27 protein-coding genes are annotated in these 24,070 nt (G+C 69.5%); 13 read left to right on the top strand and 14 right to left on the bottom strand.

From position 1 onward, the window contains the following. Positions 1–29: 29 nt before the first annotated feature. Together ACZ5VQ_RS16180 and ACZ5VQ_RS16175 are read left to right on the top strand one after the other, a co-directional pair. Positions 30–1,457: an MFS transporter gene (locus ACZ5VQ_RS16180; protein WP_469105412.1), complete on the top strand. Its 1,428-nt coding sequence runs from the start codon at positions 30–32 to the stop codon at positions 1,455–1,457. Positions 1,458–1,588: 131 nt separating this feature from the next. Next, positions 1,589–1,795 (top strand): hypothetical protein, encoded by a 207-nt coding sequence (locus tag ACZ5VQ_RS16175; RefSeq protein WP_055616036.1) that lies wholly within the window; start codon positions 1,589–1,591, stop codon positions 1,793–1,795. A 106-nt stretch (positions 1,796–1,901) separates the two neighbouring features. On the opposite strand, the gene ACZ5VQ_RS16170 is transcribed toward ACZ5VQ_RS16175, so the two are convergent. Continuing rightward, a complete protein-coding gene (locus ACZ5VQ_RS16170; RefSeq protein WP_469105411.1) occupies positions 1,902–2,828 on the bottom strand; it encodes a DUF4394 domain-containing protein in 927 nt (308 codons plus the stop codon). Positions 2,829–3,129: 301 nt separating this feature from the next. Beyond that, complete coding sequence (locus ACZ5VQ_RS16165) at positions 3,130–4,512, bottom strand: glycine--tRNA ligase (RefSeq protein ID WP_200398274.1); 1,383 nt, start codon at positions 4,510–4,512, stop codon at positions 3,130–3,132. Positions 4,513–4,742: 230 nt separating this feature from the next. Here ACZ5VQ_RS16165 and ACZ5VQ_RS16160 point away from each other — a divergent pair, with 230 nt between their 5' ends. From ACZ5VQ_RS16160 to ACZ5VQ_RS16145, 4 genes are read left to right on the top strand one after another with little or no spacing between them, the layout of a single operon-like run. Then, the gene (locus ACZ5VQ_RS16160; RefSeq protein ID WP_469105410.1) at positions 4,743–5,705 is read left to right on the top strand and encodes a metal ABC transporter substrate-binding protein; all 963 of its coding nucleotides are present in this window, start codon (positions 4,743–4,745) and stop codon (positions 5,703–5,705) included. Positions 5,706–5,742: 37 nt separating this feature from the next. Further along, positions 5,743–6,525, top strand: coding sequence for a metal ABC transporter ATP-binding protein (locus ACZ5VQ_RS16155; protein WP_469105409.1), 783 nt, complete (start codon positions 5,743–5,745; stop codon positions 6,523–6,525). Between the two features lie 5 nt (positions 6,526–6,530). Continuing rightward, on the top strand, positions 6,531–7,445 hold the full coding sequence (locus ACZ5VQ_RS16150) for a metal ABC transporter permease (RefSeq protein ID WP_190227970.1): 915 nt from the start codon (positions 6,531–6,533) through the stop codon (positions 7,443–7,445). Between the two features lie 59 nt (positions 7,446–7,504). Beyond that, on the top strand, positions 7,505–7,924 hold the full coding sequence (locus ACZ5VQ_RS16145; RefSeq protein ID WP_055613414.1) for a Fur family transcriptional regulator: 420 nt from the start codon (positions 7,505–7,507) through the stop codon (positions 7,922–7,924). A gap of 216 nt (positions 7,925–8,140) precedes the next feature. Here the strand turns inward: ACZ5VQ_RS16145 and ACZ5VQ_RS16140 are convergent, their stop codons facing one another. From ACZ5VQ_RS16140 to ACZ5VQ_RS16120, 5 genes are all read right to left on the bottom strand, one after another. Further along, a complete protein-coding gene (locus tag ACZ5VQ_RS16140) occupies positions 8,141–8,992 on the bottom strand; it encodes an isoprenyl transferase (RefSeq protein ID WP_398889508.1) in 852 nt (283 codons plus the stop codon). 80 nt (positions 8,993–9,072) lie between these two features. Further along, a complete protein-coding gene (recO, locus tag ACZ5VQ_RS16135; protein ID WP_055613416.1) occupies positions 9,073–9,819 on the bottom strand; it encodes a DNA repair protein RecO in 747 nt (248 codons plus the stop codon). A 22-nt stretch (positions 9,820–9,841) separates the two neighbouring features. Next, positions 9,842–10,456 (bottom strand): DUF1266 domain-containing protein, encoded by a 615-nt coding sequence (locus ACZ5VQ_RS16130; protein ID WP_469105408.1) that lies wholly within the window; start codon positions 10,454–10,456, stop codon positions 9,842–9,844. Between the two features lie 35 nt (positions 10,457–10,491). Then, positions 10,492–10,707, bottom strand: a complete 216-nt coding sequence (locus ACZ5VQ_RS16125) for a hypothetical protein (RefSeq protein WP_055613418.1) — start codon at positions 10,705–10,707, stop codon at positions 10,492–10,494. Next, the gene (locus tag ACZ5VQ_RS16120) at positions 10,704–10,931 is read right to left on the bottom strand and encodes a hypothetical protein (protein WP_189838536.1); all 228 of its coding nucleotides are present in this window, start codon (positions 10,929–10,931) and stop codon (positions 10,704–10,706) included. Before ACZ5VQ_RS16120 ends, ACZ5VQ_RS16125 begins: the two co-directional genes overlap by 4 nt. Positions 10,932–11,058: 127 nt before the next feature. Here ACZ5VQ_RS16120 and ACZ5VQ_RS16115 point away from each other — a divergent pair, with 127 nt between their 5' ends. Then, a complete protein-coding gene (locus ACZ5VQ_RS16115; RefSeq protein WP_469105407.1) occupies positions 11,059–11,892 on the top strand; it encodes a helix-turn-helix domain-containing protein in 834 nt (277 codons plus the stop codon). Next, a complete protein-coding gene (locus tag ACZ5VQ_RS16110) occupies positions 11,874–12,149 on the top strand; it encodes a DUF397 domain-containing protein (protein ID WP_469105406.1) in 276 nt (91 codons plus the stop codon). The genes ACZ5VQ_RS16115 and ACZ5VQ_RS16110 overlap by 19 nt, the downstream gene beginning before the upstream one ends. 189 nt (positions 12,150–12,338) lie before the next feature. On the opposite strand, the gene ACZ5VQ_RS16105 is transcribed toward ACZ5VQ_RS16110, so the two are convergent. Continuing rightward, a complete protein-coding gene (locus ACZ5VQ_RS16105) occupies positions 12,339–12,560 on the bottom strand; it encodes a helix-turn-helix domain-containing protein (RefSeq protein WP_469105405.1) in 222 nt (73 codons plus the stop codon). Positions 12,561–13,101: 541 nt separating this feature from the next. Between ACZ5VQ_RS16105 and ACZ5VQ_RS16100 the strand changes: the two genes are divergently transcribed. After that, a complete protein-coding gene (locus ACZ5VQ_RS16100) occupies positions 13,102–14,079 on the top strand; it encodes an ArsR/SmtB family transcription factor (protein ID WP_469105404.1) in 978 nt (325 codons plus the stop codon). A gap of 196 nt (positions 14,080–14,275) precedes the next feature. Continuing rightward, the gene (locus ACZ5VQ_RS16095; protein WP_469105403.1) at positions 14,276–15,235 is read left to right on the top strand and encodes a serine protein kinase RIO; all 960 of its coding nucleotides are present in this window, start codon (positions 14,276–14,278) and stop codon (positions 15,233–15,235) included. A 116-nt stretch (positions 15,236–15,351) separates the two neighbouring features. Here ACZ5VQ_RS16095 and ACZ5VQ_RS16090 read toward each other — a convergent pair whose 3' ends face one another. Then, positions 15,352–15,822: a peptidoglycan-binding protein gene (locus ACZ5VQ_RS16090; protein ID WP_469105402.1), complete on the bottom strand. Its 471-nt coding sequence runs from the start codon at positions 15,820–15,822 to the stop codon at positions 15,352–15,354. A gap of 112 nt (positions 15,823–15,934) precedes the next feature. Next, on the bottom strand, positions 15,935–17,401 hold the full coding sequence (locus ACZ5VQ_RS16085) for an MFS transporter (RefSeq protein WP_469105401.1): 1,467 nt from the start codon (positions 17,399–17,401) through the stop codon (positions 15,935–15,937). 56 nt (positions 17,402–17,457) lie between these two features. On the opposite strand from ACZ5VQ_RS16085, the gene ACZ5VQ_RS16080 reads away from it, so the two are divergent. Continuing rightward, the gene (locus tag ACZ5VQ_RS16080) at positions 17,458–18,060 is read left to right on the top strand and encodes a CGNR zinc finger domain-containing protein (RefSeq protein ID WP_469105400.1); all 603 of its coding nucleotides are present in this window, start codon (positions 17,458–17,460) and stop codon (positions 18,058–18,060) included. Between the two features lie 11 nt (positions 18,061–18,071). Here the strand turns inward: ACZ5VQ_RS16080 and ACZ5VQ_RS16075 are convergent, their stop codons facing one another. Next, positions 18,072–18,875, bottom strand: a complete 804-nt coding sequence (locus ACZ5VQ_RS16075; RefSeq protein WP_469105399.1) for an AraC family transcriptional regulator — start codon at positions 18,873–18,875, stop codon at positions 18,072–18,074. Between the two features lie 55 nt (positions 18,876–18,930). Between ACZ5VQ_RS16075 and ACZ5VQ_RS16070 the strand changes: the two genes are divergently transcribed. Further along, positions 18,931–19,503 (top strand): class I SAM-dependent methyltransferase, encoded by a 573-nt coding sequence (locus tag ACZ5VQ_RS16070; RefSeq protein WP_469105398.1) that lies wholly within the window; start codon positions 18,931–18,933, stop codon positions 19,501–19,503. 36 nt (positions 19,504–19,539) lie between these two features. On the opposite strand, the gene ACZ5VQ_RS16065 is transcribed toward ACZ5VQ_RS16070, so the two are convergent. The 3 genes from ACZ5VQ_RS16065 to ACZ5VQ_RS16055 all read right to left on the bottom strand — a co-directional run bounded on the left by ACZ5VQ_RS16065 (position 19,540) and on the right by ACZ5VQ_RS16055 (position 22,042). Next, positions 19,540–20,763, bottom strand: coding sequence for an abortive phage infection protein (locus ACZ5VQ_RS16065; protein WP_469105397.1), 1,224 nt, complete (start codon positions 20,761–20,763; stop codon positions 19,540–19,542). A gap of 134 nt (positions 20,764–20,897) precedes the next feature. Continuing rightward, positions 20,898–21,356 carry a protein-tyrosine phosphatase family protein gene (locus ACZ5VQ_RS16060; protein ID WP_469105396.1) on the bottom strand — a complete coding sequence of 153 codons (459 nt, stop codon included), beginning with the start codon at positions 21,354–21,356 and terminating at the stop codon, positions 20,898–20,900. Continuing rightward, on the bottom strand, positions 21,353–22,042 hold the full coding sequence (locus ACZ5VQ_RS16055; protein WP_469105800.1) for a FadR/GntR family transcriptional regulator: 690 nt from the start codon (positions 22,040–22,042) through the stop codon (positions 21,353–21,355). Before ACZ5VQ_RS16055 ends, ACZ5VQ_RS16060 begins: the two co-directional genes overlap by 4 nt. A gap of 394 nt (positions 22,043–22,436) precedes the next feature. Between ACZ5VQ_RS16055 and ACZ5VQ_RS16050 the strand changes: the two genes are divergently transcribed. Further along, positions 22,437–24,065, top strand: coding sequence for an ABC transporter substrate-binding protein (locus tag ACZ5VQ_RS16050; protein ID WP_469105395.1), 1,629 nt, complete (start codon positions 22,437–22,439; stop codon positions 24,063–24,065). Positions 24,066–24,070 lie beyond the last annotated feature (5 nt).

The following is a 24,070-nucleotide window of genomic DNA, read 5'->3' as shown; positions in this document are numbered from 1 at the left end:
AGTCTGAGAGGGGGAGCACTCTCGACAGCGTGACCGAAACCCTCGCTTCCCGTACCGCTCGCTCGCCCGTCGCCCCGCCCGTACTCGGTGGGCTCGGGCTGTTCACCGTGCTGCTCGGCGCGGCCCTGCCCCTCATCGACTTCTTCATCGTGAACGTCGCCCTGCCCACGATCGGCCACGACCTGGCCGCGGGCGACGCGGTCCTGGAACTCGTCGTCGCCGGTTACGGAGTCGCGTACGCCGTGCTCCTCGTCCTCGGCGGCCGGCTCGGCGACATGTTCGGCCGGCGCCGGCTCTTCCTCGGCGGAATGATCGCCTTCGGGCTGACCTCGCTGGCCTGCGGCCTGGCGCCGAGCGCCTGGACGCTCGTCGCGGCGCGCGTCGCACAGGGCGCGGCCTCGGCGGCGATGCTCCCGCAGGTCCTCGCCACCATCCAGTCGGCGACCGCGGGCCCGCGCCGCGCCAAGGCGATGGGCCTGTACGGCGCCACGGCCGGGCTCTCCATGGTGGCCGGGCAGATCCTCGGCGGCGTCCTCGTCGCGGCGGACATCGCGGGCACCGGCTGGCGCGCGGTCTTCCTGGTGAACGTGCCGGTCGTACTGGTGGGCCTCTTCCTGGCCGCCAAGGCCGTGCCCGAGACCCGCTCGCAACACCCGGCGCCGGTGGACGGCCCCGGAACGGCCCTGCTGGCCATCGCCCTGGTGTCCCTGCTCGCCCCGCTGACCGAGGGCCGGGCGGCGGGCTGGCCCCTGTGGACGTGGCTGTCCCTGGCGGTGTTCCCGGTCGCGGCGACGGCCTTCTATCTCGTCGAGCGGCGGGCGGAGCGTCTGGGCCGCACCCCGCTGGTCCCGCCGAGCCTGTTCTCGAACCTCCCCCTGCGCCGGGGTCTGGTGATGATCCTCCCCTTCTCGATCGGCTTCAGCGGCTTCATGTTCGTCATCGCGGTGGCGCTGCAGCAGGGAGTCGCCCTGAGCCCGGTCCGCGCGGGCCTCACCCTGGCCCCGATGGCGGTGTCCTTCTTCGTGGTCTCGCTCCTGGGCCCGCGGCTGGTGGCCAGGTGGGGCACGCGGGTGGTGACCGCGGGCGGCCTGGTCCAGGCGGTCGGTGTGGCCGTCCTCGCCCTCACGGTGTGGAGCTCCTGGCCCCACGTCGGCGGTCTCGAACTCTGGCCCGGCGTGATCATCGCGGGCGCCGGTCAGGCCCTCCAACTGCCCATCCTCTTCCGCGTGATCCTCTCCGAGGTGCCCCCGGCCCGCGCCGGCGTGGGCAGCGGCGTCATGATCACCGCCCAGCAGTCCGCCCTGGCCCTGGGTGTGGCCACCCTCGGCACCCTCTTCCTCACCCTCACCCCGGGTCACGGCATGCGGGACGCCCTGGTCACGACGCTTCTCGTCCAGCTCGCCGGGGTCGTACTGACCACGGCGCTGAGCCTGCGACTGCCTCGCGCCATCGCATAGGACCACGGAGCAGTGCACGGAACAGTGCGCGGAATTCGCACACAACTCACCACTGTTGTGTCCCTGTTGATGTTGTTCTTGCTGCACACTCCTTAGGGCCCGCAAGCGGAGCGCGACCACCAGGAGGCGTCATGCTGCAGATCAACACCAGCAAGGTGAGCCGCTGGGACCAGCACGGCCGCGAGCACATCGTCCGAGTCCAACGCTCGGGCGTGCAGCGGACGATCAGATGCGACACCTGCGGCTGGCGGAAGGCCGCCCAGTTCCTGCCCTGGCTCAAGGCCGAGGAGCATCTCGCGGAAGCGCATCAGGCGACAGTGGATCCGTCGGAGGCCTGAGGGAGCACCGACCGGGCACGGTCACAGCGCGGCGCGGCGGGGGTCTTACCAAGACCCCCGCCGCGCCGCGCTCCCGTCTGTTCGGGGCAACATCCAAGCTCTGGTCTCAGCCCTGGTTCAGCGGCAGCGCGACATCCACCACCTGCCGCCCGTGCGGGAACGAGCCCAGCGAACTCAGCTTCCCCGTCAGCAGGTTGACCCGGAACGACTTGTTGCCCGTCACGGCGTACCCGGTGTTGGTCCCGTTCCGCGCCGAACTGTAGATGTCGAACCCGGAGTTCAGGGGCGCGTCCACACCCAGCTTGCCCGTCGGCGCGAGGTTGCCCGCGTTGGCGGGCGACTGCACCGACACCTGGTCCAGCGCTGTGTCGAGGTCGAACAGGGTGGTGGCCGTCGTCGCGTCGAGGTCGTTGTTCGTGTACGCGGCCCCGGTCACACCGAGTGCGGTGGCACCCGGGTTCGGAGGCACCGGCGGGTTGGTGAGGGTGCCGTCGACGGCGGTGGTGCCGGGAGCCGGTGCGCCCGCCGGGTCGTCGAGGTTGTGGCGGAGGTTCTGGCCGGTGTCGCTGATGACCCGGAGCCGGTTGGCGGCCGGGTTGAAGTCGACGCCGAAGGCCTTGCCCTGGAGGGCCACGCTGAGCTGCGAGACCTTGGTGGCGCGGGCGCCCGCCTCACGGATCGTGTAGATGCCACCCTGGTCCCCGACTGCGTACAGCTTTCGGTTCTGGACGCGGTAGTCGATGCCGACCAGCGTCCGGTCGCCCTTGAGTCCGTCGATCTTGCCGAGCGGCACCGCGGCTCCGGGCCGGTCGACGCGGAAGAGGACGAGCCGCTGGTCCGCCGTGAGCCCGACGGCCCGCAGCCCACTGGGCGCGAGTGCCTCCGGCAGAGCGCCCCCACCACCCTTGGCCTCGATCCCGGCCCCGGAGGTCCCCTTCTCCGCCGACCCGCCGAGCGCCCCGGCGCCGACGGCACCGACCGTCCCGAGCGCCACCGCCATCGCCAGTACGCCCATGACTGCTTGCTTGCGCATCCGTACCCCCGTGAAGGTGCCGGCCCGCCCCCTGCGGACCGTCTGCCCCTCCTTCGGAACCCCCGGCCCCCTGGATTGCAAAAACCCCGGTTCCATTACATCCGTTACGGACGTGACAGAACCGGGGCATTTGAATGGAGCCCGCGCCCCTTCTTCCTCAGGGGCGCGGACCCCTCCGCTTCAGGGCCGCGGCAACCTACTGCTTTTAGGGGCGCGGGGAACTGCGCAACCAGCCACGACGAACCCGCAGTCGGCAGCGAACACCAGCCACGCAGACGCCCACCCGCAAAGCAGCCGGCAGCTAGCAGCCGATGAGGCGGCTGGCCAGGTACCCCTCGATCTGGTCCAGCGACACGCGTTCCTGCTTCATCGAGTCCCGCTCACGAACAGTCACAGCGTTGTCGTCGAGCGTGTCGAAGTCCACGGTCACACAGAACGGCGTACCGATCTCGTCCTGCCGCCGGTAACGACGACCGATGGCCCCGGCGTCATCGAAGTCGATGTTCCAGTTCTGACGAAGCGCGGAGGCGAGCCCCTTCGCCTTCGGCGACAGCTCGGGGTTCCGCGACAGCGGGAGCACCGCGACCTTCACCGGCGAAAGACGGGGGTCGAGCCGCAGAACGGTCCGCTTCTCCATCTTCCCCTTGGCGTTGGGCGCCTCGTCCTCGACGTAGGCGTCCAGGAGGAACGCCAGCATCGCGCGGCCGACACCGGCCGCGGGCTCGATGACGTACGGAGTCCAGCGCTCGCCGGCCTCCTGGTCGAAGTAGGAGAGGTCCTGGCCGGAGGCCTTGGAGTGGGCGGAGAGGTCGTAGTCCGTGCGGTTGGCGACGCCCTCCAGCTCACCCCACTCGTTGCCGCCGAACTGGAAGCGGTACTCGATGTCGGCGGTGCGCTTGGAGTAGTGCGAGAGCTTCTCGGCCGGGTGGTCGTACCAGCGCATGTTCTCCTCGCGGAGGCCCAGGCCGGTGTACCAGTTCCAGCGCTCCTGCATCCAGAACTCCTGCCACTTCTCGTCCTCGCCCGGCTTGACGAAGAACTCCATCTCCATCTGCTCGAACTCGCGGGTGCGGAAGATGAAGTTGCCGGGCGTGATCTCGTTGCGGAAGGACTTGCCCATCTGCGCGATGCCGAACGGCGGCTTCTTGCGCGAGGTCTGCTGGACCTGGGCGAAGTTGGTGAAAATACCCTGCGCGGTCTCGGGGCGCAGGTAGGCGACGGAGCCACTGTCCTGAGTGGGGCCCAGGTGCGTGGAGAGCAGGCCGGAGAACTGCTTGGGCTCGGTGAACTGGCCCTTGTTGCCGCAGTGCGGGCAGTTGACGTCCGCGAGGCCGTTCTCGGGCTGCTTGCCGTGCTTGGCCTCGTACGCCTCTTCAAGGTGGTCGGCGCGGAAGCGCTTGTGACACGAGGTGCACTCGGTGAGCGGGTCGGTGAAGGTGGCGACGTGACCGGAGGCCACCCAGACCTCCGTCGCCAGGATCACGGACGAGTCGATACCGACGACGTCCTCGCGCGACGTCACCATGTAGCGCCACCACTGACGCTTGATGTTCTCCTTGAGCTCGACACCCAGCGGCCCGTAGTCCCAGGCGGCTCGCTGGCCGCCGTAGATCTCACTGCACGGGTAGACGAAGCCACGGCGCTTGCTCAGGCTGACGATGGTGTCGATCTTGTCGGCGGCCACGGTGCTCTCTTCATTACGACGACGGGCGACGAAGCGGTTGCTTCACAGCGATTGCTTCAGAGCGAATGCTTCAGATTACCGGCGGCCCCTGCCCCCGGATCAAATCGGTTGGGGTCCTGGCCGGACACCGTTCCCCGGAGTGCCGTCGCACCCCTCCCATACCGGGATGAAGCCCAGATCACAAGACGCGTTATTGACAATCGTTTCCAGACTTGTTGAAAATGGGTGTCATGAACGTACGACGACGTCTTGTAACCGGCACCGCGGTCGCCGCGGCCACCGCCCTGGGTCTCGGGCTCCTCTCCGCCTGCTCGTCCGAGTCCGACGCGGCCGACGGCAACAGCGGGAAGCTCGACGTCGTGGCGTCGTTCTACCCGTTGCAGTTCATAGCCGAGCGAATAGGCGGCGACCACGTCAGCGTGAGCACGCTGACCGAGCCCGGCCAGGAGCCGCACGACCTGGAGATCAGCGCCAAGCAGACCGCGCAGCTCCAGGAGTCGGACGTGGCCCTCTACCTGAAGAACCTCCAGCCCTCCGTCGACGACGCGATCGCCCAGTCCGAGATCAAGACGAAGATCGACGCGGCCGGCCTCACCAGCCTGGAGAAGCACGGCAACGAGGTCGGCGGCCACGCGGCCGAGCACGACGACCACGAGGGCGAGGAAGGCACCGGCGAGGACCCGCACATCTGGCTCGACCCCGTGAAGTACGCCGAGGTCGCCGAGGGTGTGGGCAAGGCCTTCGAGAAGGCCGACCCGGACAACGCGGCGGACTACAAGAAGAACACCACCGCCCTGGTGAAGAAGCTGGACGCCCTCAACACGCAGTTCGAGGACGGCCTCAAGAACACGAGGACGAAGGTCTTCATCACCACGCACGCCGCCTTCGGCTATCTCGCCGAGCGCTACGGCCTCACCGAGGAGGCCATCAACGGCCTGGACCCGGAGAACGAGCCCAGCGCCAACCGCGTCAAGGACCTTGAGAAGATGGCCAAGGCCGACGGCGTCTCCACGGTCTTCTACGAGACCCTCGTCAGTGACAAGACCGCGAAGACCATCGCCGCGGACGCGAACCTCAAGACCGATGTGCTCGACCCGATCGAGGGCATCACGGAGAAGTCCCGCGGTGACGACTACTTCCAGGTGATGGAGTCCAACCTCAAGGCGCTGCAGTCGGCACTGGGCGCGAAATGACCAACCCCCGGAGGGTGGCGGCATGAAGGACGGCGGCATGAGGGACGAGCCCGGCGCATCGGCCGTCATATCCCTGCGCGGTGTGACGGCCGAGCTCGGCTCACGCCCCGTCCTGCGCGGTATCGACCTCACCGTGAACCGCGGTGAGGTCGTCGCGCTGCTCGGCGCCAACGGCTCCGGCAAGTCGACGGCCGTCCGTACTGTCATCGGCCAGGTGCCGGTCTCCAGCGGCGAGATCGAGCTGTTCGGCACCCCGCGGCGCCGCTTCCGCGACTGGTCGCGCGTGGGTTACGTACCGCAGCGCACGACCGCCGCCGGCGGGGTGCCCGCGACGGTGACCGAGGTGGTGTCCTCCGGGCGGCTGTCCCGTGCCCGCTTCGGTGTCCTGCGCAGGGCCGACCGCGAGGCGGTCCAGCGTGCCATCGCCCTGGTCGGCCTCGCGGACCGTGCCAAGGACTCGGTGAACGCGCTGTCCGGCGGGCAGCACCAGCGCGTACTCATCGCCCGTGCCCTCGCCGCCGGGCCCGAGCTGCTGATCATGGACGAGCCGATGGCGGGTGTGGACCTGGCCAGCCAGGAGGTCCTCGCGGAGACCCTGCGCGAGCAGGTCGCCCAGGGCGCCTCCGTCCTCCTCGTCCTGCACGAACTGGGCCCGCTGGAGCCGCTGATCAACCGCGCGGTCGTGCTGCGCGACGGCTGCGTCATGCACGACGGCCCGCCTCCGCAAGCGCTCGGCCAGCACGCGCTGCCCGGCCACGACCACGTACATCCCCACGCGGCTCACGACGCCGAACCGATCCGGACGGGACTGCTGAGCTGATCGCCATGAACCTCGAAATCCTCGACTACGCCTTCATGCAGCGGGCCCTGCTCGCCGCCGTCCTCGTCGGCATCACCGCGCCCGCCGTCGGCATCTACCTCGTGCAGCGCCGCCAGGCCCTGCTCGGCGACGGCATCGGCCATGTCGCGATGACCGGCGTCGGCCTCGGCTTCCTGCTCTCCTGGTCCCCGGTGTGGATGGCCACGGCCGTCTCCGTGGTCGGCGCGATCCTGATGGAACTGATCCGCTGGTACGGCAAGACGCGCGGCGACATCGCGCTGGCGATGCTCTTCTACGGGGGCATGGCGGGCGGCGTGATGTTCATCAACCTCGCGCCCGGCGGCTCCAACGCCAACCTGACCTCGTATCTCTTCGGCTCGCTCTCCACGGTCTCCGAGGAGGACGTGACGGCGATCTGTCTGCTCGCGGCCTTCGTCGTCCTCGTCACGGTCGGGCTGCGCCGGCAGCTGTTCGCGGTGAGCCAGGACGAGGAGTTCGCGCGGGTCACCGGGCTGCCGGTGCGCGCCCTGAACCTGCTCACGGCGGTCACCGCGGCGGTCACCGTCACGGTCGCCATGCGGGTCGTCGGCCTGCTGCTGGTCTCCGCGCTGATGGTGGTGCCGGTGGCCGCCGCGCAGCAGCTCAGCCGCAGTTTCGCCGCCACGTTCGCGATCGCGGTGGCGATCGGGGTGAGCGTGACCATCGGCGGCACGGTGACCTCGTACTACCAGGACGTACCGCCCGGCGCGACGATCGTCCTGCTGACCATCGGCGTGTTCATCCTGCTCACGGCGTTGGCCACACCACTGGCCCGGCGCAGGGCACGGGCCGCCGCGCAGGCCGCGGCCCAGGAGGCCGGCGATCCGGCGGAGTGCGCGATTCCGGCCACGCGCACCCCCACCGGAAAGGTCGGCGTCTGACTGCGCCCCGTCCGGGCTGGCACAATGGCCCGGCAAGCCGCAGACGTTTGGAGGCAACGGTGACGACCGCTGGACCGCCCGTTCGGGGCCGTTCCACCCGGCAGCGTGCCGCCGTGGCGGCGGCGCTCGACGAGGTGGACGAGTTCCGCAGCGCCCAGGACCTGCACGACATGCTCAAGCACAAGGGCGACTCCGTCGGGCTGACCACGGTGTACCGCACGCTGCAGTCCCTTGCCGACGCCGGCGAGGTCGATGTCCTGCGCACATCGGACGGTGAGTCCGTGTACCGCCGCTGTGAGAGCGGCGACCACCATCACCACCTCGTGTGCCGCGTCTGTGGCAAGGCCGTCGAGGTGGAGGGGCCGGCCGTGGAGAAGTGGGCGGAGGCCATCGCGGCGGAGCACGGCTATGTGAGCGTGGCCCACACGGTGGAGATCTTCGGCACCTGCGCGGAGTGCGCTGCGCGCGCCAAGGGGTAGTACGGCGGGGGTTCGTTTCCGGGTGCGGGCCGGTGGGGGTTGTTCGCGCAGTTCCCCGCGCCCCTTAAAGGGGCGCGGGGAACTGCGCAATCTTTTAGCCCGGCAGGGACGGCGCGGACTTCAGGGGCGCGGGGAACTGCGCAATCTTTTGGGGGCGCGGGGAACTGCGCGATCAGCCCACACCGGGCCGCAGCTTCAATGGATCGCTCAGGCCGCTCAGGCCCCTTCGGGGCGGCCCCGCATGCCCTCTTCCATCGCCAGCAGGTCCTCGTTCGGGACCGCTCCGCCGAAGCGGCGGTCGCGGGAGGCGTACTCCACGCACGCACGCCACAGGTCGCGGCGGTCGAAGTCGGGCCACAGGACGTCCTGGAAGACCATCTCGGCGTAACTGGACTGCCAGATCAGGTAGTTGGAGGTGCGCTGCTCGCCGCTGGGGCGCAGGAACAGGTCGACGTCCGGCATGTCCGGGTAGTAGAGGTACTTCTGGATGGTCTTCTCGGTGACCTTGGCCGGATCGAGCTTCCCGGCGGCGACATCCGCGGCCAGCGCCTTCGCCGCGTCGGCGAGTTCGGCGCGACCGCCGTAGTTGACGCAGAAGTACAACGTCATCGCGTCGTTCTTCTGCGTCTGCTCCTGGGCGACCTGGAGCTCCTGGACGACCGACTTCCACAGCTTGGGCATGCGGCCGACCCAGCGGATCCGGATGCCGAGCTCGTCCATCTCGTCACGGCGGCGCCGGATGACGTCCTTGTTGAAGTTCATCAGGAAGCGGACCTCCTCGGGCGACCGCTTCCAGTTCTCCGTCGAGAACGCGTACAGCGAGAGGTTCTTGACGCCCAGCTCCAGACAGCCCTTGAGGACGTCCATGACGACGCCCTCGCCGACCCGGTGCCCCTCGGTGCGCGGCAGCCCGCGCTCCTTGGCCCAGCGGCCGTTCCCGTCCATCACGCACGCCACGTGGTTCGGGATCAGCTCGCCGGGCAGCTTGGGCGAGCGGGCGCCGGACGGGTGCGGCTCCGGCGTCTTGTACTCGCGGCGCTGGCGCCCCAGGATCCCGCGTACCACCATGTGCTTCTCGTCTCCTCTTACGTGACGTGTCTCGCGTGACGTGTCTTGCGTGACGTGCCTATGGGTACTTCTCTGCTTGCCTATTTCTCTACGTAACGCAGTGAGCGCAGTCCGCGCTCCAGGTGCCAGTGCAGATAGGCCGACACCAGACCGCTGCCCTCCCGGACGTACCGCGACTCGCACGCGTCCGCGGTCGCCCAGTCCCCCGTCAGCAGCGCGGCGAGCAGTTCGAGGGCCCCCGCCGAGGGTACGACGCTGCCGGGCACCCGGCAGTCGACGCAGACGGAACCTCCCGCGGCGACCGAGAAGAACCGATTCGGTCCCGGCATGCCGCACTTCGCGCAGTCGCCGAAGCTCGGCGCGTAGCCGTTCACGGCGAGGGAGCGCAGCAGGAAGGCGTCGAGGATGAGGTGCGGCTCGTGCTCGCCCTGCGCGAGCGTCCGCAGCCCGCCCACCAGCAGCAGATACTGCTGCACGGCCGGCTCGCCCTCGTGGTCGGTGAACCGCTCGGCGGTCTCCAGCATGGCCGTCCCGGCGGTGTACCGCGCGTAGTCGGCGACGATCCCGCCACCGTACGGAGCGATCGTCTCGCTCTGCGTGCACAGCGGCAGCCCGCGGCCGATCAGCTCGCTCCCGCGTGCGAAGAACTGCACGTCGACATGGGAGAAGGGTTCGAGCCGCGCCCCGAACTTCGACTTGGTCCGCCGGACACCCCGCGCGACGGCCCGCACACGCCCGTGACCGCGAGTGAGCAACGTGATGATGCGGTCCGCCTCACCCAGCTTCTGGGTGCGCAGGACAACGCCGTCGTCGCGGAACAGGCTCATGGGCCCATTCTCGCGTACGGAGTCAGCGGGTGTGGTCGGGGTGGCTGATCGCGTGCCAGGGCGCCATGTTCCACGGGCTGGCCCGGTTCGCGGGGTCCAGCAGGGACTTCAGATGGGCGTCCGAGACGGCCTGCGGGGCGGCTGCGTCCGGGGTGCCCCGCAGATTGTCCCGCCAGACCATCCTGCCGAGCAGATAGTGCTCGGCGTACTCGTTCCAGGAGGCGTACGACCTCACCACCGCCGGCACGATGTTCTTCAGCGCGGTCCACGCGTCGGCCTCGCCGAGCATCCCGCACGCGAAGCCCCGGCGGGTGATGTCGACGTACAGACCCGCGTCCCACGCCAGGGGCTCGACGCCGAGCCGCAGCCGGGCGCCTGCGCGGTAGCCGGTCCGGGCGAGGCCGTCGAGCCGGCCGACCAGTTCCGCGCGTGAGGTGATCTCCCACTGGTCGGCCAGCCAGCGCCCGGCCTTGTCGTCGTCGATGCGGGTGAACGGGTACAGGGTCGTCCGCGAGGCATCCCGGTCACGGTTCACCGGCGCGCTGAGCGACACCATCCACAGCTGGTGCATGGTGAGCGGGACGGGGTACTTGCGCACGGCCTTCCGCCTGCGACGTTTCCATATCCATAGCGCCATGGCGCAGCACCCTATGACAGGCTCCTCCGGGCGTTTCAGGGGACCTCGCCGCGGCTGCGTGCGTTGGCGTACGCGGTCGCCGCGCTGAGACGTTCCGCCGCGGTGGCTCCCCGGACGGTGTCCGGTGCGCAGTCCCACTCCTTGCCGCCGCCGTACGGCCTCAGCTGTACGTAGGGTCCCTCGTGCCCCATCACCACGCCCACCCTTCCCGTCCTCGTGTCGACGACGTACGTCCCGACCTTCGGCTTCATCCCAGCACCGCCGCGAGTCGCGCCGCCGTCTCGACGGAACACCGCCCCAATTCGACGAGCGGACAAGGGGCCTCCCGCGCCAAACTTGCCGGGTCGATCCCCAGTGTCGGCAACTTAATTCCTGCCGTTGCCAGTGCCGCGCGCAATTCCTTCACCGTTTCCTCCGCTTGTTCGACACACGCCGCCGAGTGCTGTGCGCCGTGGCCGATCCCGTCAGCCTTCACGGTGTTCCCCTTTCCAATTGGGTTTCACGCTTTTCATCTCCACGGTGACGCCTGCCGCTTAGACTTTGGAAGACCTCTACGCTCAGCAACGTCGGTGCAGTACACGGCAGTACGAGGGGGCTTGGCCATGGCCAACGGTTCGCGGCAGGCTGCTTGGGAGTTCTTCGGCACGGAGCTGAAGAGGCGTCGCGAGGATGCCGGGTTAACCCAAGTGGACTTGGGTCATCGCGTTTTTGTGTCGGGCGGCTACATCGGGCAATTCGAACAGGCCATTCGGAAACCACAGTTGGATGTGGCGAAGCGGATCGACGAGGTCCTACAAACCGATGGCTTTTTCGAGCGCACGTGGCGAAAGCTCATCGATGACCGGCGGTATGCGGAGTATTTCGCGACGGTTGTGGAGTTGGAGCGGCTGGCCACGAGGATCTGCGAGTTCGCGCCCATGGTGATCCCGGGCTTGCTGCAGACGGCCGCGTACGCACGAGCGGTCACCGTTGCCGCCAACCCGTTCGTCACGGACGAGTACGTGGAGGAAAAGGTCGCTGCTCGGTTGGAGCGGGCCCTCATCCTCAAGGACGCTACAAGGCCCGAGTATTGGGTGATCCTGCATGAGAACGCGCTGCAGGTACCGGTGGGTGGTCCCGCTGTCATGGCTGAACAGCTGGCGCACATCACCACGCTGGCAGGCGAGCGGAAGGTTCCGGTGCTGGTGCTGCCGCGCGCTGAGGGAGCGTGCGCCTCCATGGCCGGGGACTTGAGGCTCATGGAGTTCGAGGACGCGCCGCCAACCGCCTATACAGAGACGTCGTTTTCGGGAGACTTGCTGGACGACCCGGCGGTGGTGAAGCGAGTACAGCGCGCATACGATCTGCTCAGGGCCGCCGCTCTGTCGCCGAAGGCGTCCCTGGCCCTGGTCGAATCGGCGGCTGAGGACTACAGACGATGCGCGAGTACGACCTGAGCAACGCCTGCTGGCGCAAGAGCACCTACAGCAACGGCGAGGGCGGCAACTGCGTGGAAGTCGCCTACGACTTCATAGGCGCCGCCCACTGGCGCAAGAGCACCTACAGCGGCGGTGACGGCGGGGAGGACTGCCTCGAAGTCGCCGACGGAGTCCCCGGTGTCGTGCCCGTGCGAGACAGCAAGGTCGTGGACGGGCCCGTTCTGCTGGTCGGCGCCACGGCCTGGAGGCACTTCATCGGAACCGTCGCGGTGTGACGCGTACCGCCCGAAGAGCGGGCGGTACGTCCGCGTTCCTGTACGGAGTTCCTGTGGGAGACGGGTCGCCGGGGTAGCTCAGGACACGTCAGCCGACCTTGCGCAGCTCCCCGTCGTCAAAGACCGCAACCAGGACCAGGCTGCCCCCAACGCCTCGACGTACCGAGCCATGACGTCCGTCCCGGACACCTAGCCACTCTCGATCTGCGAGATCCGCCCCTTGCTCACGCCCATACGCTCGGCCACCTGAGCCTGGGTGAACCCGCGCTCCTGCCGCATGTCGACCAGTCGCCAGGCCCGGGCCTCGGCGAGCATCCGCTGAGCGCCTTCCAAGAACGCGTCCCGACCGCCCGACAGCTCCTCCGCCCGCTCACGATGTCCGCTGGCCGACCACCTGACGTCTCCGCTCACTTCTCCGACTCCTTCTTTCGGTCAGCCACGTATTCCGCATACCGGGCCTCGGCCAACGGGACCGCTTCGTCGTACCAGGCGTTCCAGTTACCGGACTTGCCCCCAGCCATTGAGACTGTGCAAGGCCGAACCCTTGATCCGGTCGGCCAATGGCCTGCCCTCGGCGGGTCCGTGACAGGCGAGGATCCAGATCGCCTGATTAGCATTTACTGAACTTGCTGGAGAAGGAGCTGCAAGCGGAACTCCGGGAGTTCACCCGTCCGAGCCAGTTCGATCGGGAGCGAACAGCGCTTCGCCCCGCCAGAACCTGGCGGGGCTGGACAGCGCCGGGCACGTGTCGGTGGCGGCGTCGCGGCCCCCTCCCCCGCGCGGGGCCGCGCCGGTGCCGGACTCGGACCGCCCGGCGCTGTCACCACCCAGAGTGCGGGGTGGACGAGTGCGGGACAACGCTTTCGAATCTCGTCTAAAAGCACAGGCGCGCCAACAGCACCGAGCGTGGTGACATGACGGTGGGACCACGTGGCCCGGGAAGGGAGCTGTGGTGGAGTCGAGGGTTCGGCTGGGTCGGGTCGATCAGCTGAGGGTCGAGGTCGCGTACCGGCCGGGGACCACGATCGTCTCCCTGCTGGTCGATGCCCTGGGCGGCCGCCCGCAGGGTGTACTCCCGCACGTACGGCGAACCGTCCGCGCCGGACTGCCACGGGACGCAGCCCAGTTGCTGCCCCCGCTGTTCGTCCCCGGGGTGTCGCCCATCCCGGACTGGCTGTCGATGGACACGGCCGGCTCGGACCAGGAGATCCGCGAAGCGCTGGCGCGGATGCGTGACCTGTCGGCCGACACCGTGCTGGAGGGGATCGACTTCACGTTCGGCGGGCGGATACCGGCCCGGTGGGAGCCGGCGCTGCGCGACCCCCGTCGACTCGCGGCGGCCTTCGCGGACGCGCTGGACGCCGTCCGGACGACGTGCGCGCCGGCGCTGCGGCGGACGCGGGCCGTCTACGAACGGGAGGCCGAGCGCGTGGGGATCGCCGCGGTGACGGGGCAGATCGAGGTCGTCCTGTCCCAGCTCAATGCGCTGTGGAGGCTGGACGGCGACGATCTCGTCTACAACGGCGGCCGGATCGGCGACCATGTCCTCGGCGACCGGCGCTTCCTCCTGGTCCCCCTGCTGTCCGGCACCAACGCCTCCATCTTCAGCCTCGACACCCAGGACAGCGTCTCGCTCGGCTACCCGGCCCGAGGCCTGGCGCTCGCCTGGAACGGGCAGGAGCCCCCGGCGGAGTCCCGCGACGCGCTGAGCCACGTCGCCGGCCGGGTCCGGGCGAGGATCCTCCGCTACCTGGCCCACGGCCCGACCGTGAGCGAAACGGCCGCCCACCTCAACTGCGCTCCCGCAACCGTCACTTACCACTGCCACCAACTGGAGGACGCCGGCCTCCTCGTCCGCGAACGCCGAGGCCAGTCCGTCAGAATGAGCCTCACCCCACGCGGCGAGGCGCTCGTCGAGCTCCTGACCTAGCAGGACTCCGTTACCGCTGGGGCCGCTCGGCGCGGGCCGGTTTTATTCGGTTGCCGCTTCGCGCGTCCGAACCTCACCATGGGCGGGACACCGGGAGCTGCCCGGTGCTCCACGAGAGGAGGCACGACTGTGACCACGACTGTCGTCGGCCTGTCCGCAGACCGCCTCTCTCTCGCCTCATGGAGCACCTCCAGCGATGTCTCACGACGATCTCTCGCAGCACCCTCAGCACCCGGCACTTCCTGACGACCCGGCATTTCCCGACGGCTTCGTCACCGACCCCTACCGGCGCATCCCGCCGCCCGACGACCTGGGCGACGTCGACGACCGGTTCGTCTTCGAGTTCCGTTCCTACGACGACCTCGGGGACGGCCAGCGCTGGTCGACCTGGCTCAGCGTGGAACCTCTCTGCCGAGGCCCCGAGCCGCTCCCTGACTGGGTGGTGACCTCGCAGGGCGCGATCGACACCGAGCTCGGCGTCCTCAAGACCGGCAAGGAAGCCGACGTCCACCTCGTCGAGCGCGCCGACCCGCGAGACCCCGCCGGCGGCGGCGTGGTCATGGCGGCCAAGCGGTACCGCTCTCCCGAGCACCGGACCTTCCACCGCTCCGCGTCCTACACCGAGGGCCGCTCGATGAAGCGCTCACGTGACGAGCGGGCCATCAAGCGGAAGAGCACCTTCGGCCGGCAGGTCGCGGCCGGCGAGTGGGCGGTGTCCGAGTGGGGTGCGCTGGTGCGCCTCTGGAACCTCGGACTGCCCGTGCCCTACCCGGTCCAGATCGACGGCACGGAGATCCTGATGGAGTGGATCACCGTCGTCGACGAGGACGGGGCCGTCCAGACCGCGCCCCGGCTCGCCCAGACCCGGCCCTCACCCGAACTGCTGGCGTCGTACTTCGAGCAGCTCACCGATGCGCTGGCGACGATGGTGCAGAACGGCCTCGTGCACGGCGACCTCTCGGCGTACAACATCCTGGCCGCGGGCGAGCGGCTGGTCGTCATCGACCTGCCCCAGATCGTCGACCTGGTCGGCAACCTCAACGGGATGACCTTCCTCCAGCGCGACTGCGCCAACATCTGCGGCTGGTTCCGCTCACGGGGCCTCGACGTCGACGAGCACGCGCTGTTCGCGGAGCTGATGGCACACGCCTTCTGAACCGGGCGGGCGGCCGGCCGACCAGTCGGCCGACCGACACGACGAAGTGCGGGCAGTCGGGGTTCACCGTCACCGGGATCGCCCCTACTGCCCGCACCTGTTTGGGTGCGACTAGCTCAGCACGACGCGGCGCACCAGGCAGCGAACCTCTTGAAGGCGACCGTGGCGCTGGGGCCCCACACTCCGTCGTACGGGCCGGGGTAGCCGTAGTCCGCCTCCAGGAACAGCAGCAAGGCCCGGTCGGTGCTGCCGCCGGGGATTCCGTTGATCGGGCCGGGGTACCCCCAGTCCGCCTGGAGGAAGCGCTGTATCGCCTTCCAGCTCTCGGTGCCCAACTGGCCGTTGAGCGGGCCGGGATAGCCCCAGTTGTCCATCAGCCAGCACTGGACGTTCCTGGCCTCCCCCGTGGACAGACCGTGGTTGTCCACCGCGAGCGGGCTGACGGCCTCGGCGCTCGCAGCCGCCTCCGTGGTCGGCTTCGTGGCCACCTCGGTAGCCGCGAAACCGCTGCTCGCCCCCGCAAGGCTGCCGGCGAGGATCCCGGCGACCGCGGTGGCGCCGACTAACGTTCTCGTCAAGGTCCGCATGTGTTTCCCCCTTTTCGGATTTCCGACTGGTACGAACCCATGTTCCCGGACCCTCGCCGTCGCTGTCATGCTCATACAAGCCTGCTGACACAACGCAGGTCGGAGCTCACGATCACGAGGGAAAGGCTCTGCTTCCCCGGCCGAAAGCGAACGCGTGGAAGCTCAGGACCGCGACGAGTTGAACCCCCGCGGCTGTCAGGAGCGCGGTCGGCAGTGAGTGCGTGGCGAGCGGGCCCGCGACCGCCGCGCCGAGCGCGAAGCCGGTGATCTTGAGGCTGGCGCCTGTCGTGAAGACCTGGCTGCGCAGGCGTTCCGGTGACTCCCGGTGCCGGATCGCCAACAACGCGGCGAGTTGCGGGCCTTCACCCGCGCCCGCCGTCAGGGCCGCCGCGATGACCAGCATCGGGTGGCCCGTCGCGGACACCACGAGCGCGACCGCCAGGAGCAGCGTGCTGCCCCAGATGATCGTGTCCGGCGCGATGGCACGGGGACGGCGTGCCAGTACGGCGTTGGCGGCGAGGGCCGCGACCGCCGTGCAGGACAGGAACAGCGTGCCGTCGGCGGCCGACCCGAAGGCCCTCTCACCGAGCAGCGGGGTGCAGGTGATCAGCATGCCCAGGCCCGTGCAGGAGACGACCGAGGCGAGGGTGGCCCGGGCCAGCGGTCGGGAGCGGGTGATACAGCGGATACCGGCGACGAGGTCGCCGGTCACGGACAAGGACGGGGACGCGGAGGCGGAGGCGGAGGCGGAGGCGGAGGCAGACGGGGACTCGGATTCGGATTCGGATTCGGATTCGGATTCGGATTCGGATTCGGATTCGGATTCGGATTCGGATTCGGATTCGGATTCGGACTGCGGGACCTTGCCCCGATCCCAGCCCGGGTCGCGGTGCCGATCCCGGCCCCGGACGCGGCCCCGGACGCGGCCCCGGTCGCGGCCCCGGTCGCGGCCCCGGTCGCGGCCCCGGTCGCGGTCCAGCTCGCGGTCCCGGTCGCCGTGCCGATCCCGGCCCCGGCCGCGACCCCCCGGCAGCGTCCACGCCGCAGGCAGAGCCAAGGCGATCAGCGCCACCGAAGCCACCACAGCAGCCGGTGCCCCGAGGAGATGCGCGAGCGCTCCCGCAAGCGCCGGGCCGACCAGACCCGCCAGGCTGAACGTCATCGCGTCGAGCGCGTTCGCACGCGGCAGCCGCTCGCGGGGTACGACCCCGGGGAGTTGGGCGGTCCAGCCGCCGGAGAGGGCCGGCCCGAGGAGCCCCGTGAACACCGCGATCAGGACCGTGAGTTCGAAGGGAAGACGGCCGAGGCTCAGAAGGATAGCCACCAGGCCCGTCCCGTAGAGGGCGAGGGCCCGGGCCAGCAGGCGGCCCGGCCTCGGTGACCTGTCGAGGAGCACTCCGAGCAGCGGGCCGCCGACCGCCGCCGAGACCGTGACGCCCGCGAGCAGCGCCGACGCCTCCGTGGCCGACCCTCCGACCTCGTAGCCCGCCAGCAACAGCGCGGGACCGGACATCTCGTCCCCCGCCCGCGCCGCTGCCGCCCCGGCAAGGAATGACCCCATCGCGTAACGCCTCTTCATCGGAACGACGTTACGTACGTAACTCAAACATGCGCAATATGCGTTACATTCGGCCCATGGCAACCCTCTCCGACGACTGGTCGACCCGGCACTCCGTCCTGGCCAACGCCCGGCGCACCGCGGCCCTGATCAACGTCCTGTCCGGTACAGGCGACCGGCAGCCACAGCCCAAAGCAGCAGCCGATGCGGTCGCCGAAGTGCTGCGGGAGTACGGCGAGTCGGAGCCCGTCGAACTCGCCGCGGACGATGTCGTACGGATGCGTGCGGCCGCTCTCCTCCTCCGTGAGGTCTTCGCCGCCGAGGACGTCGACGCCGCCGCGGCGGCCCTCAACCGCCTGCTGGCGGAACAGACCGGACCGCTGCGACTCACCTCGCACGGCGGCAGCACTCCGTGGCACCCCCACCTCGACAGCCACGACGACGCCCCCTGGGACGAGTGGTTCCTGACGTCGTCCTGTCTGGCGCTGACCGTCCTCCTCTGGGACCACCAGCGCCCGCCAGGCGGCCTCTGCGCCTCCCCCGCCTGCCGGAACGTCTACATCACCTCGGGCCAGGGCCCCGCCCGCCGTTACTGCTCTCGCCGCTGCGCCACACGTGAACGCGTCGCGGCCCACCGCCGGGGACAGCGGACGACGGAGACCGGTTCCGGTAGCTCGTAGTACGCGGGCCTTCAGTCGCAGACCGGAAAGTACCGCCGGGGCGTGACCCCCACGATCCGTCGGAACGCCGCCACGAACGAACTGGCGGAGGCGTATCCCACGCGCCGGGCCACCGTCTCCGTCGTCAGGCCCTCGGCGAGGAGCGGCATCGCGATCTGCATGCGCAGGCGTTCGCGCCACTGGCCGAAGGCGAGGCCCGTCTCGGCGACGAAGAGCCGGGCCAGCGTACGGGCGCTCGCGCCGACCTCCCTGCCCCAGGCCTCCAACGCGCGCCCGTCGGCGGGGTGTTGGGCGAGTGCCCGGGCCACCGCCCGTGTCCGGGGATCCCGGGGCTCGGTCACGGACACGCTCGTCACCGGTACGGGACGCAGTACGTCGAGGAGTACGGCCTCGGCCCGCGAACGGGCGTCCGGGGCGAGGTCCCTGCGCACGAGGTGGTCGACGAGTGCCCTGAGCAGCGGGTCCACGCCCACCACCGTGGGCTCGGTCCACGTGATCTCCGGACACGCCGCCGGGTTCACGTACGGACTCCGCATGACGGCGTCGCCCTCCGCCTCGGTCGTATGGGCCAGCCCGGCGGGGATCCACAGCGCCAGCGACGGCGGCAGCAGCCAGGCGCCGCGCTCGCTGGTCACCCGCAGCAACCCCTTTGCGGCCCAGGCCAGTTGGTGGAACGTGTGCCAGTGCCGGCCGAACGCGCTGCCCCTCGGCATCGCGAAGTGCCCGATGAAGATCGCGGTGGCGGCCGGCTGCCCGAACGACTGTCCACCCGACCGCCCGAACGGCTGCCCGTCCGGCTGTCCGTCTGGCGACATGAGACGGCAGCGTAGCCCGTGTCGGACACCGCCGCCCCGCTCGTACCGTCGTCTCATGCCGATGAACCGAGCACACCGCCGACTGTGCAGCTCCGAGAAGTGGGCCCTGACGACCAGGGACCACATCCTCCCCTGGACCCTGAAGGACGTGCCCCTCGGTGACGACGTACTGGAGATCGGTCCGGGCTACGGCGCGAATCTGCGCGTCCTGATCGAACAGGTCCCCCGTGTCACCGCCGTCGAGATCGACGAGGGCACCGCCGCCCTGCTGGAAGGGAAGTGGGGCGACCGGGCCACGATCCTGCACGCCGACGGAGCCGCGATGCCGCTGCCGGACGAGAGCTTCTCCTCCGTCGTCTGCTTCGTGATGCTCCACCATGTGCCGACGGCCGCCCAGCAGGACCGGATCTTCGCGGAGGCACACCGCGTGCTGCGCCCCGGCGGTGTCTTCGCCGGGTGCGACAGCCAGCCGAGCCTCCGGTTCCGGGTGCTGCACTTCCGGGACACGATGAACACGGTGGATCCGGCCGGCCTTCCGGACCGTCTCGCGAAGGCGGGCTTCGCGGACGTGTCGGTGGACCGGCACCCCGACTCCGGTGCCGTCCGCTTCCGCGCCACCCGCCCGTGAACCCCCCGCCCGTGAACCCGGCCGGCCACGGACCGCTCAGCAGCCCGCCCGGCCGTAGTGCCGGGCCACCGCGTGGAAGGCCTCCTTCGGCTCCCAGTGCCAGTCCGAACTCGGGTCGTCGGGGCGGTCCTTGATGGGCTTGACGATGGCGTACGAGGCCATGTCGAGGTCGTAGAGCGGCTTGTCGGGGCGGTGCGGAGCATCGGCCGTGATGAACTCGAACGTCATCGCCGCGTGCAGGTTCATCGACTCGAAGACGTCGAGGAGATCGGTGAGGTACGCGGCCTGTACGCGTTCACTGCGGACCACGTTCCCCTTGATCTCCGGGGGTGTCTTGCCGTAGTCGACGATGTTCCAGCCCATCCCGCCCTGTTCCGGGGCGCCGACGAACGTACAGGTACCGAACTCGGTGATGGCGAGCGGCTTGCCCCAGCGCAGGAACTTCCTCAACTCACGTACGTAGCTGGCTCGTTGCGGGAAGTACGAGTAGTAGTCGATCCCCACGATGTCGAAGAGGTTCCAGTCGACGTTCTCGAAGGTCGGGTCCTGCATGGCGGCGTAACTGAGCCTGCCGCGGAACACGGAACGCCCCACCGCCGCCGCCTTCGCGGTGAACGCGGCCAGCCGCTTCTGCAGCTTCGCCAGATCGAAGTTGCCCTTCTCCAGGTTGTCGATCCGCTCGAAGACGTCGGCCCCCGGCACGATCCCCGGCACGAACAGCCAGAACTCGCAGCCCACGGCGAGGGTGACCCGGGCGCCCTGCTTCCGCAGCCGTTCCCCGTGCCGGCCCGTCTCCGCCAGGTGTTCCAGGATCTCCCGCTCCGGCACGTCCCCCAGCGTCGGCTGCAGCCAGACGTGCAGCCCGCGCTCGGCGACCTCGCTCGCCGTGGCGTTCAGCCGCTCGACCCCGTCCCCGGTGACCTCGACGGTGTCGGCGTGCAGGTCGTCCGCGATCGCCCGGACGTCGCCGCGCATCCTCCGCTCGCTCCACGCCGTCCCCGGGGTCTCCCCCGCCCCGACGGTGTAGACGACGCCTCGGTGCGTGAGCCCGCGCGAGCTGCCGCCGCCCGCTGCTCGCGGCGCCGGAGAGGGTGACCGGGACGGGGGCGTCGAGGCCGACGTCCCGGCGGCCGGCAGCACCGCCGCCGCTCCGACCCCCATGACCGCCGCTGCCGCCATGAACCGCGCCCTGCTGATCCCTGCGCTCTTGCCCTTGCCGTTCCCCACGTTCCCGGCCTTGCCGTTCCCCGTGTTCTCCATGCCGCCAGTCTGTTGAGCCGGGGCACTTCCGGCTGTCGGCCGATGGTCTACGGCGCCCCTACCAAGGGATGAGTGTCCACCGCCGGAAGTGGCCCTGAGCCGTCCCACCCCTCAAGCAGAGCGGCCCGTTCCCGTCATGAACCGGGCCCCGCTCCCTCCTCGAACCGACGTACGTACGTCCGCTGCCACGGCGTCTCCACGGCGTGGCGGTCGTAGTTCCGTCGTACGAACTCCACGGCCTCCTCGGGCGGCACGCCGTCCAGGACGGCGAGGCAGGCCAGTGCCGTGCCGGTCCGGCCGCGGCCTCCCCCGCAGGCAACCTCGACACGCTCGCCGGAGTCCGCGGCCCGCCCCCAGGTCTCCGTGAGGACCTTCCGAGCGTCCACCCGATCCCGGGGCAGCCAGAAGTCCGGCCACCTCAACCACCGTGTGTCCCAAGGGACTTCGGGCGGCCGTTTGCCGAGGAGATAGAGGCCGTACGTCGGCGGGACCGCCGAGGGGTCGACCCCGTGCCGCAGCCCCCGGCCCCGCACCAGCCGCCCGGACGGCAGCCGCAGGACACCGGCCGCCCCCTCGTCCCATCCCCCGCTCATCCGACCCCCCGCGACTCCTGCGCGGCCCTGGCCTCGATACCGCGGAAATGATCCGCCATCGCCTTCTGGGCCCCCTCCACGTCTCCCGCTCTCAAGGCGACGACGATGTCACGATGGCGGCGGACGGTCACGTCGGGCGTCGGATCGTCCGTCCAGCCCCGCACACCTGCGACCCGCCGGAACACGGTCCAGAAGGCGCCCAACAGCTGGGGCACCAGGGCGTTTCCGAGTGACGCGTACAACAACTCATGGAATTCCCGGTCGAGTTCGGGGAACGGACGGCCCGCCCGGCCCGCGTCCTCCATCCGTTCCACCACGGCCTCCAGCCGCGCCAGCTCCGCGTCCGAGAGCCTGCCCGCGACCCGCCGGACGAGCCCCTCCTCCAGCACCTCCCTGATCTGGAGTATCTCGGCCAACGCGCCCGTGTCGTCGCCCTGTTGGGCCAGCGTGCGGAAGGTGAGCCCGTCGACGAGCGGGGTCAGTGACGCCTCGCCGACATAGGTGCCGTAGCCGTGCCTGATCTCCACGATGTCGAGGGCCTGGAGCGCCTTGAGGGCCTCACGGACCGAGTTGCGGCTGACGCCGAGGGACTCCATCAGTTCGGCCTCGGTGGGCAGGGGCGCGCCGGCCCGGAGCCTGCGGTCGAGGATCAGCTGCATGACCTCGCGCTGGATCTGACTGCTCACCCGCGGCTCACGGACCGAGCGCGCCCGGGGGACGGAGTTCCTGGTGCCGGTGGTCTTGGGGCCGGCATCGCTCGGGCCGTCCATGCGAGGGCCGCCGTTCCCGGGGCCGTCCTTGCGTGGGCTGTCGTTCCTGGAGTCGTCGGATACGCGCCGCTCAGACATGCGCCGCATCGTACGCGCGCCGGACATCCCACGTCCCACCTCCCGACAGGATCGGCCGTCAATCAGCGATTGACCGTCCGTCAACTCCGCGCGTTCCAGGGCGACATTGGTTGCACCTCTGGAAGAAACGGCATTCGTGCGCGCTCCCTTGACCACCCCCACGCGCCCTCTTATGGTCACGCTGCACCTATGACGTAGGACGTCGTATCTCCCACCCCTTGCTGGAGGAACCGTGCGCGACGCGACCCACGCACCGGCGCTGCACCGCCGGTCGTTCCTGAAGTACTCCGGCGCGCTGGGCGCCGCCGCCGCGATCAGTTCGACGCTCTCCGCCTGCTCGTCGGGACCGGAGTCCACGAACGAGACGGGAGGCGGGGGCGAGGGCGCCGACCGGACGCTCACCGCGGTCATCGGCTACGGCAACGACCAGAGCTGGGACCCGCTGATGACGGCCTCCGCCTTCGCGATGGCCGGCAACCACCACATCTACGAGGGGCTGCTGGACACCGACCCGATCAGCCGTGAGCCGTACGCGGCGCTCGCGACGGCCGTTCCGGCGGATCTCCAGGCGACGACCTGGAAGTTCACGCTGCGCGAGGGCGCGAAGTGGCACGACGGACAGCCCGTCACCGCCGACGACGTGGTCTTCACCTATGAGCGCGTACTGGATCCGAAGACGACGACGCTCGCCAAGAACTTCTTCGCGTCCTGGCTGAAGGAGGTGAGGAAGGTCGACGAGAAGTCGGTGGAACTCGTTCTCAAGTTCCCCTTCCCCGACGGGGCCCAGCGGCTCACCCTCGCCAAGATCATGCCGAAGCACGTGTTCTCGAAGGCGGGTGCGCTGGACGAGGCCACGACGGGAAAGGCGGTCGGCTCCGGCCCGTACCGGCAGGCCGCCCACCACCCGAAGTCCAATACCACCTTCGAGGCGTTCGCGGACTACAACGGCCCCCGCAAGGCCGCGTTCAAGAAGATGAACTGGCTGACGATCGTGGACGCCGCGCCGCGCGTCGCGAAGATCTCGGGTTCGAGCGCGGGCGCGCAGATCTCCGACAACATTCCGTACGCCAATATCTCCCAGCTCGAAAAGGGCGGCCTGAAGGTCGAGGGCGGGGCGGGGATGAACCACATCTTCCTCCTCTTCAACACCGCCCACAAACCCTTCGACGACGTACGGGTGCGGCAGGCGCTGCACTACGCCATCGACAAGGAGAAGATGATCCAGGCCGCGCTGCGCGGTCACGGAAAGGCCGCGTCGTCGTATCTCAACGAGGGGAATCCGACGTACCGGAAGGCGAAGACCGTCTACGACTACGACCCGGACAAGGCCAAGGCGCTCCTGAAGGAGGCCGGGGTCAGCGGGCTCACGGTCAGTCTGATGGCGGTCAACGTGAGCTGGATCGTGGACTGCCTGCCGACCATCAAGGCCTCCTGGGACGCCATCGGCGTCAAGACGACCCTCGAACCGCAGGAAACCGCCGCGCTGTTCACGAAGCTCGACCAGAAGAAGGACTTCCAGGTCGTCGCCGCCGCGTCCAATCCGAACCAGTTCGGTCTCGACGCGGATCTGATCATGCATTACAACTACGGGCCCGGCAACACCTGGATGCGGTATGCCCGCTGGGAGAACAACTCCGTGGCGAAGGATCTGTTCAAGCGGATGGACCAGGCCACGCAGGAGCCGGATGTCGAGAAGAAGAAGACGATGACGCAGGAGTACATCGACATCGTCGCGGAGAACGCCGTGATTTATCCGGTGGTGCACAACGAGTTGATCACCGCGTGGGACGCGAAGGACCTTTCGGGTATTCGGCCCCAGCCGTACCCGGGGATAAACGTACTCCAGGCGAAGTGGGTGTAAGGACC

It is taken from the genome of Streptomyces sp. NPDC033178 (genome assembly GCF_055577685.1).
Note: the sequence above shows the minus strand (reverse complement) of the source record. Positions and strands in the feature narration are given on the sequence as shown.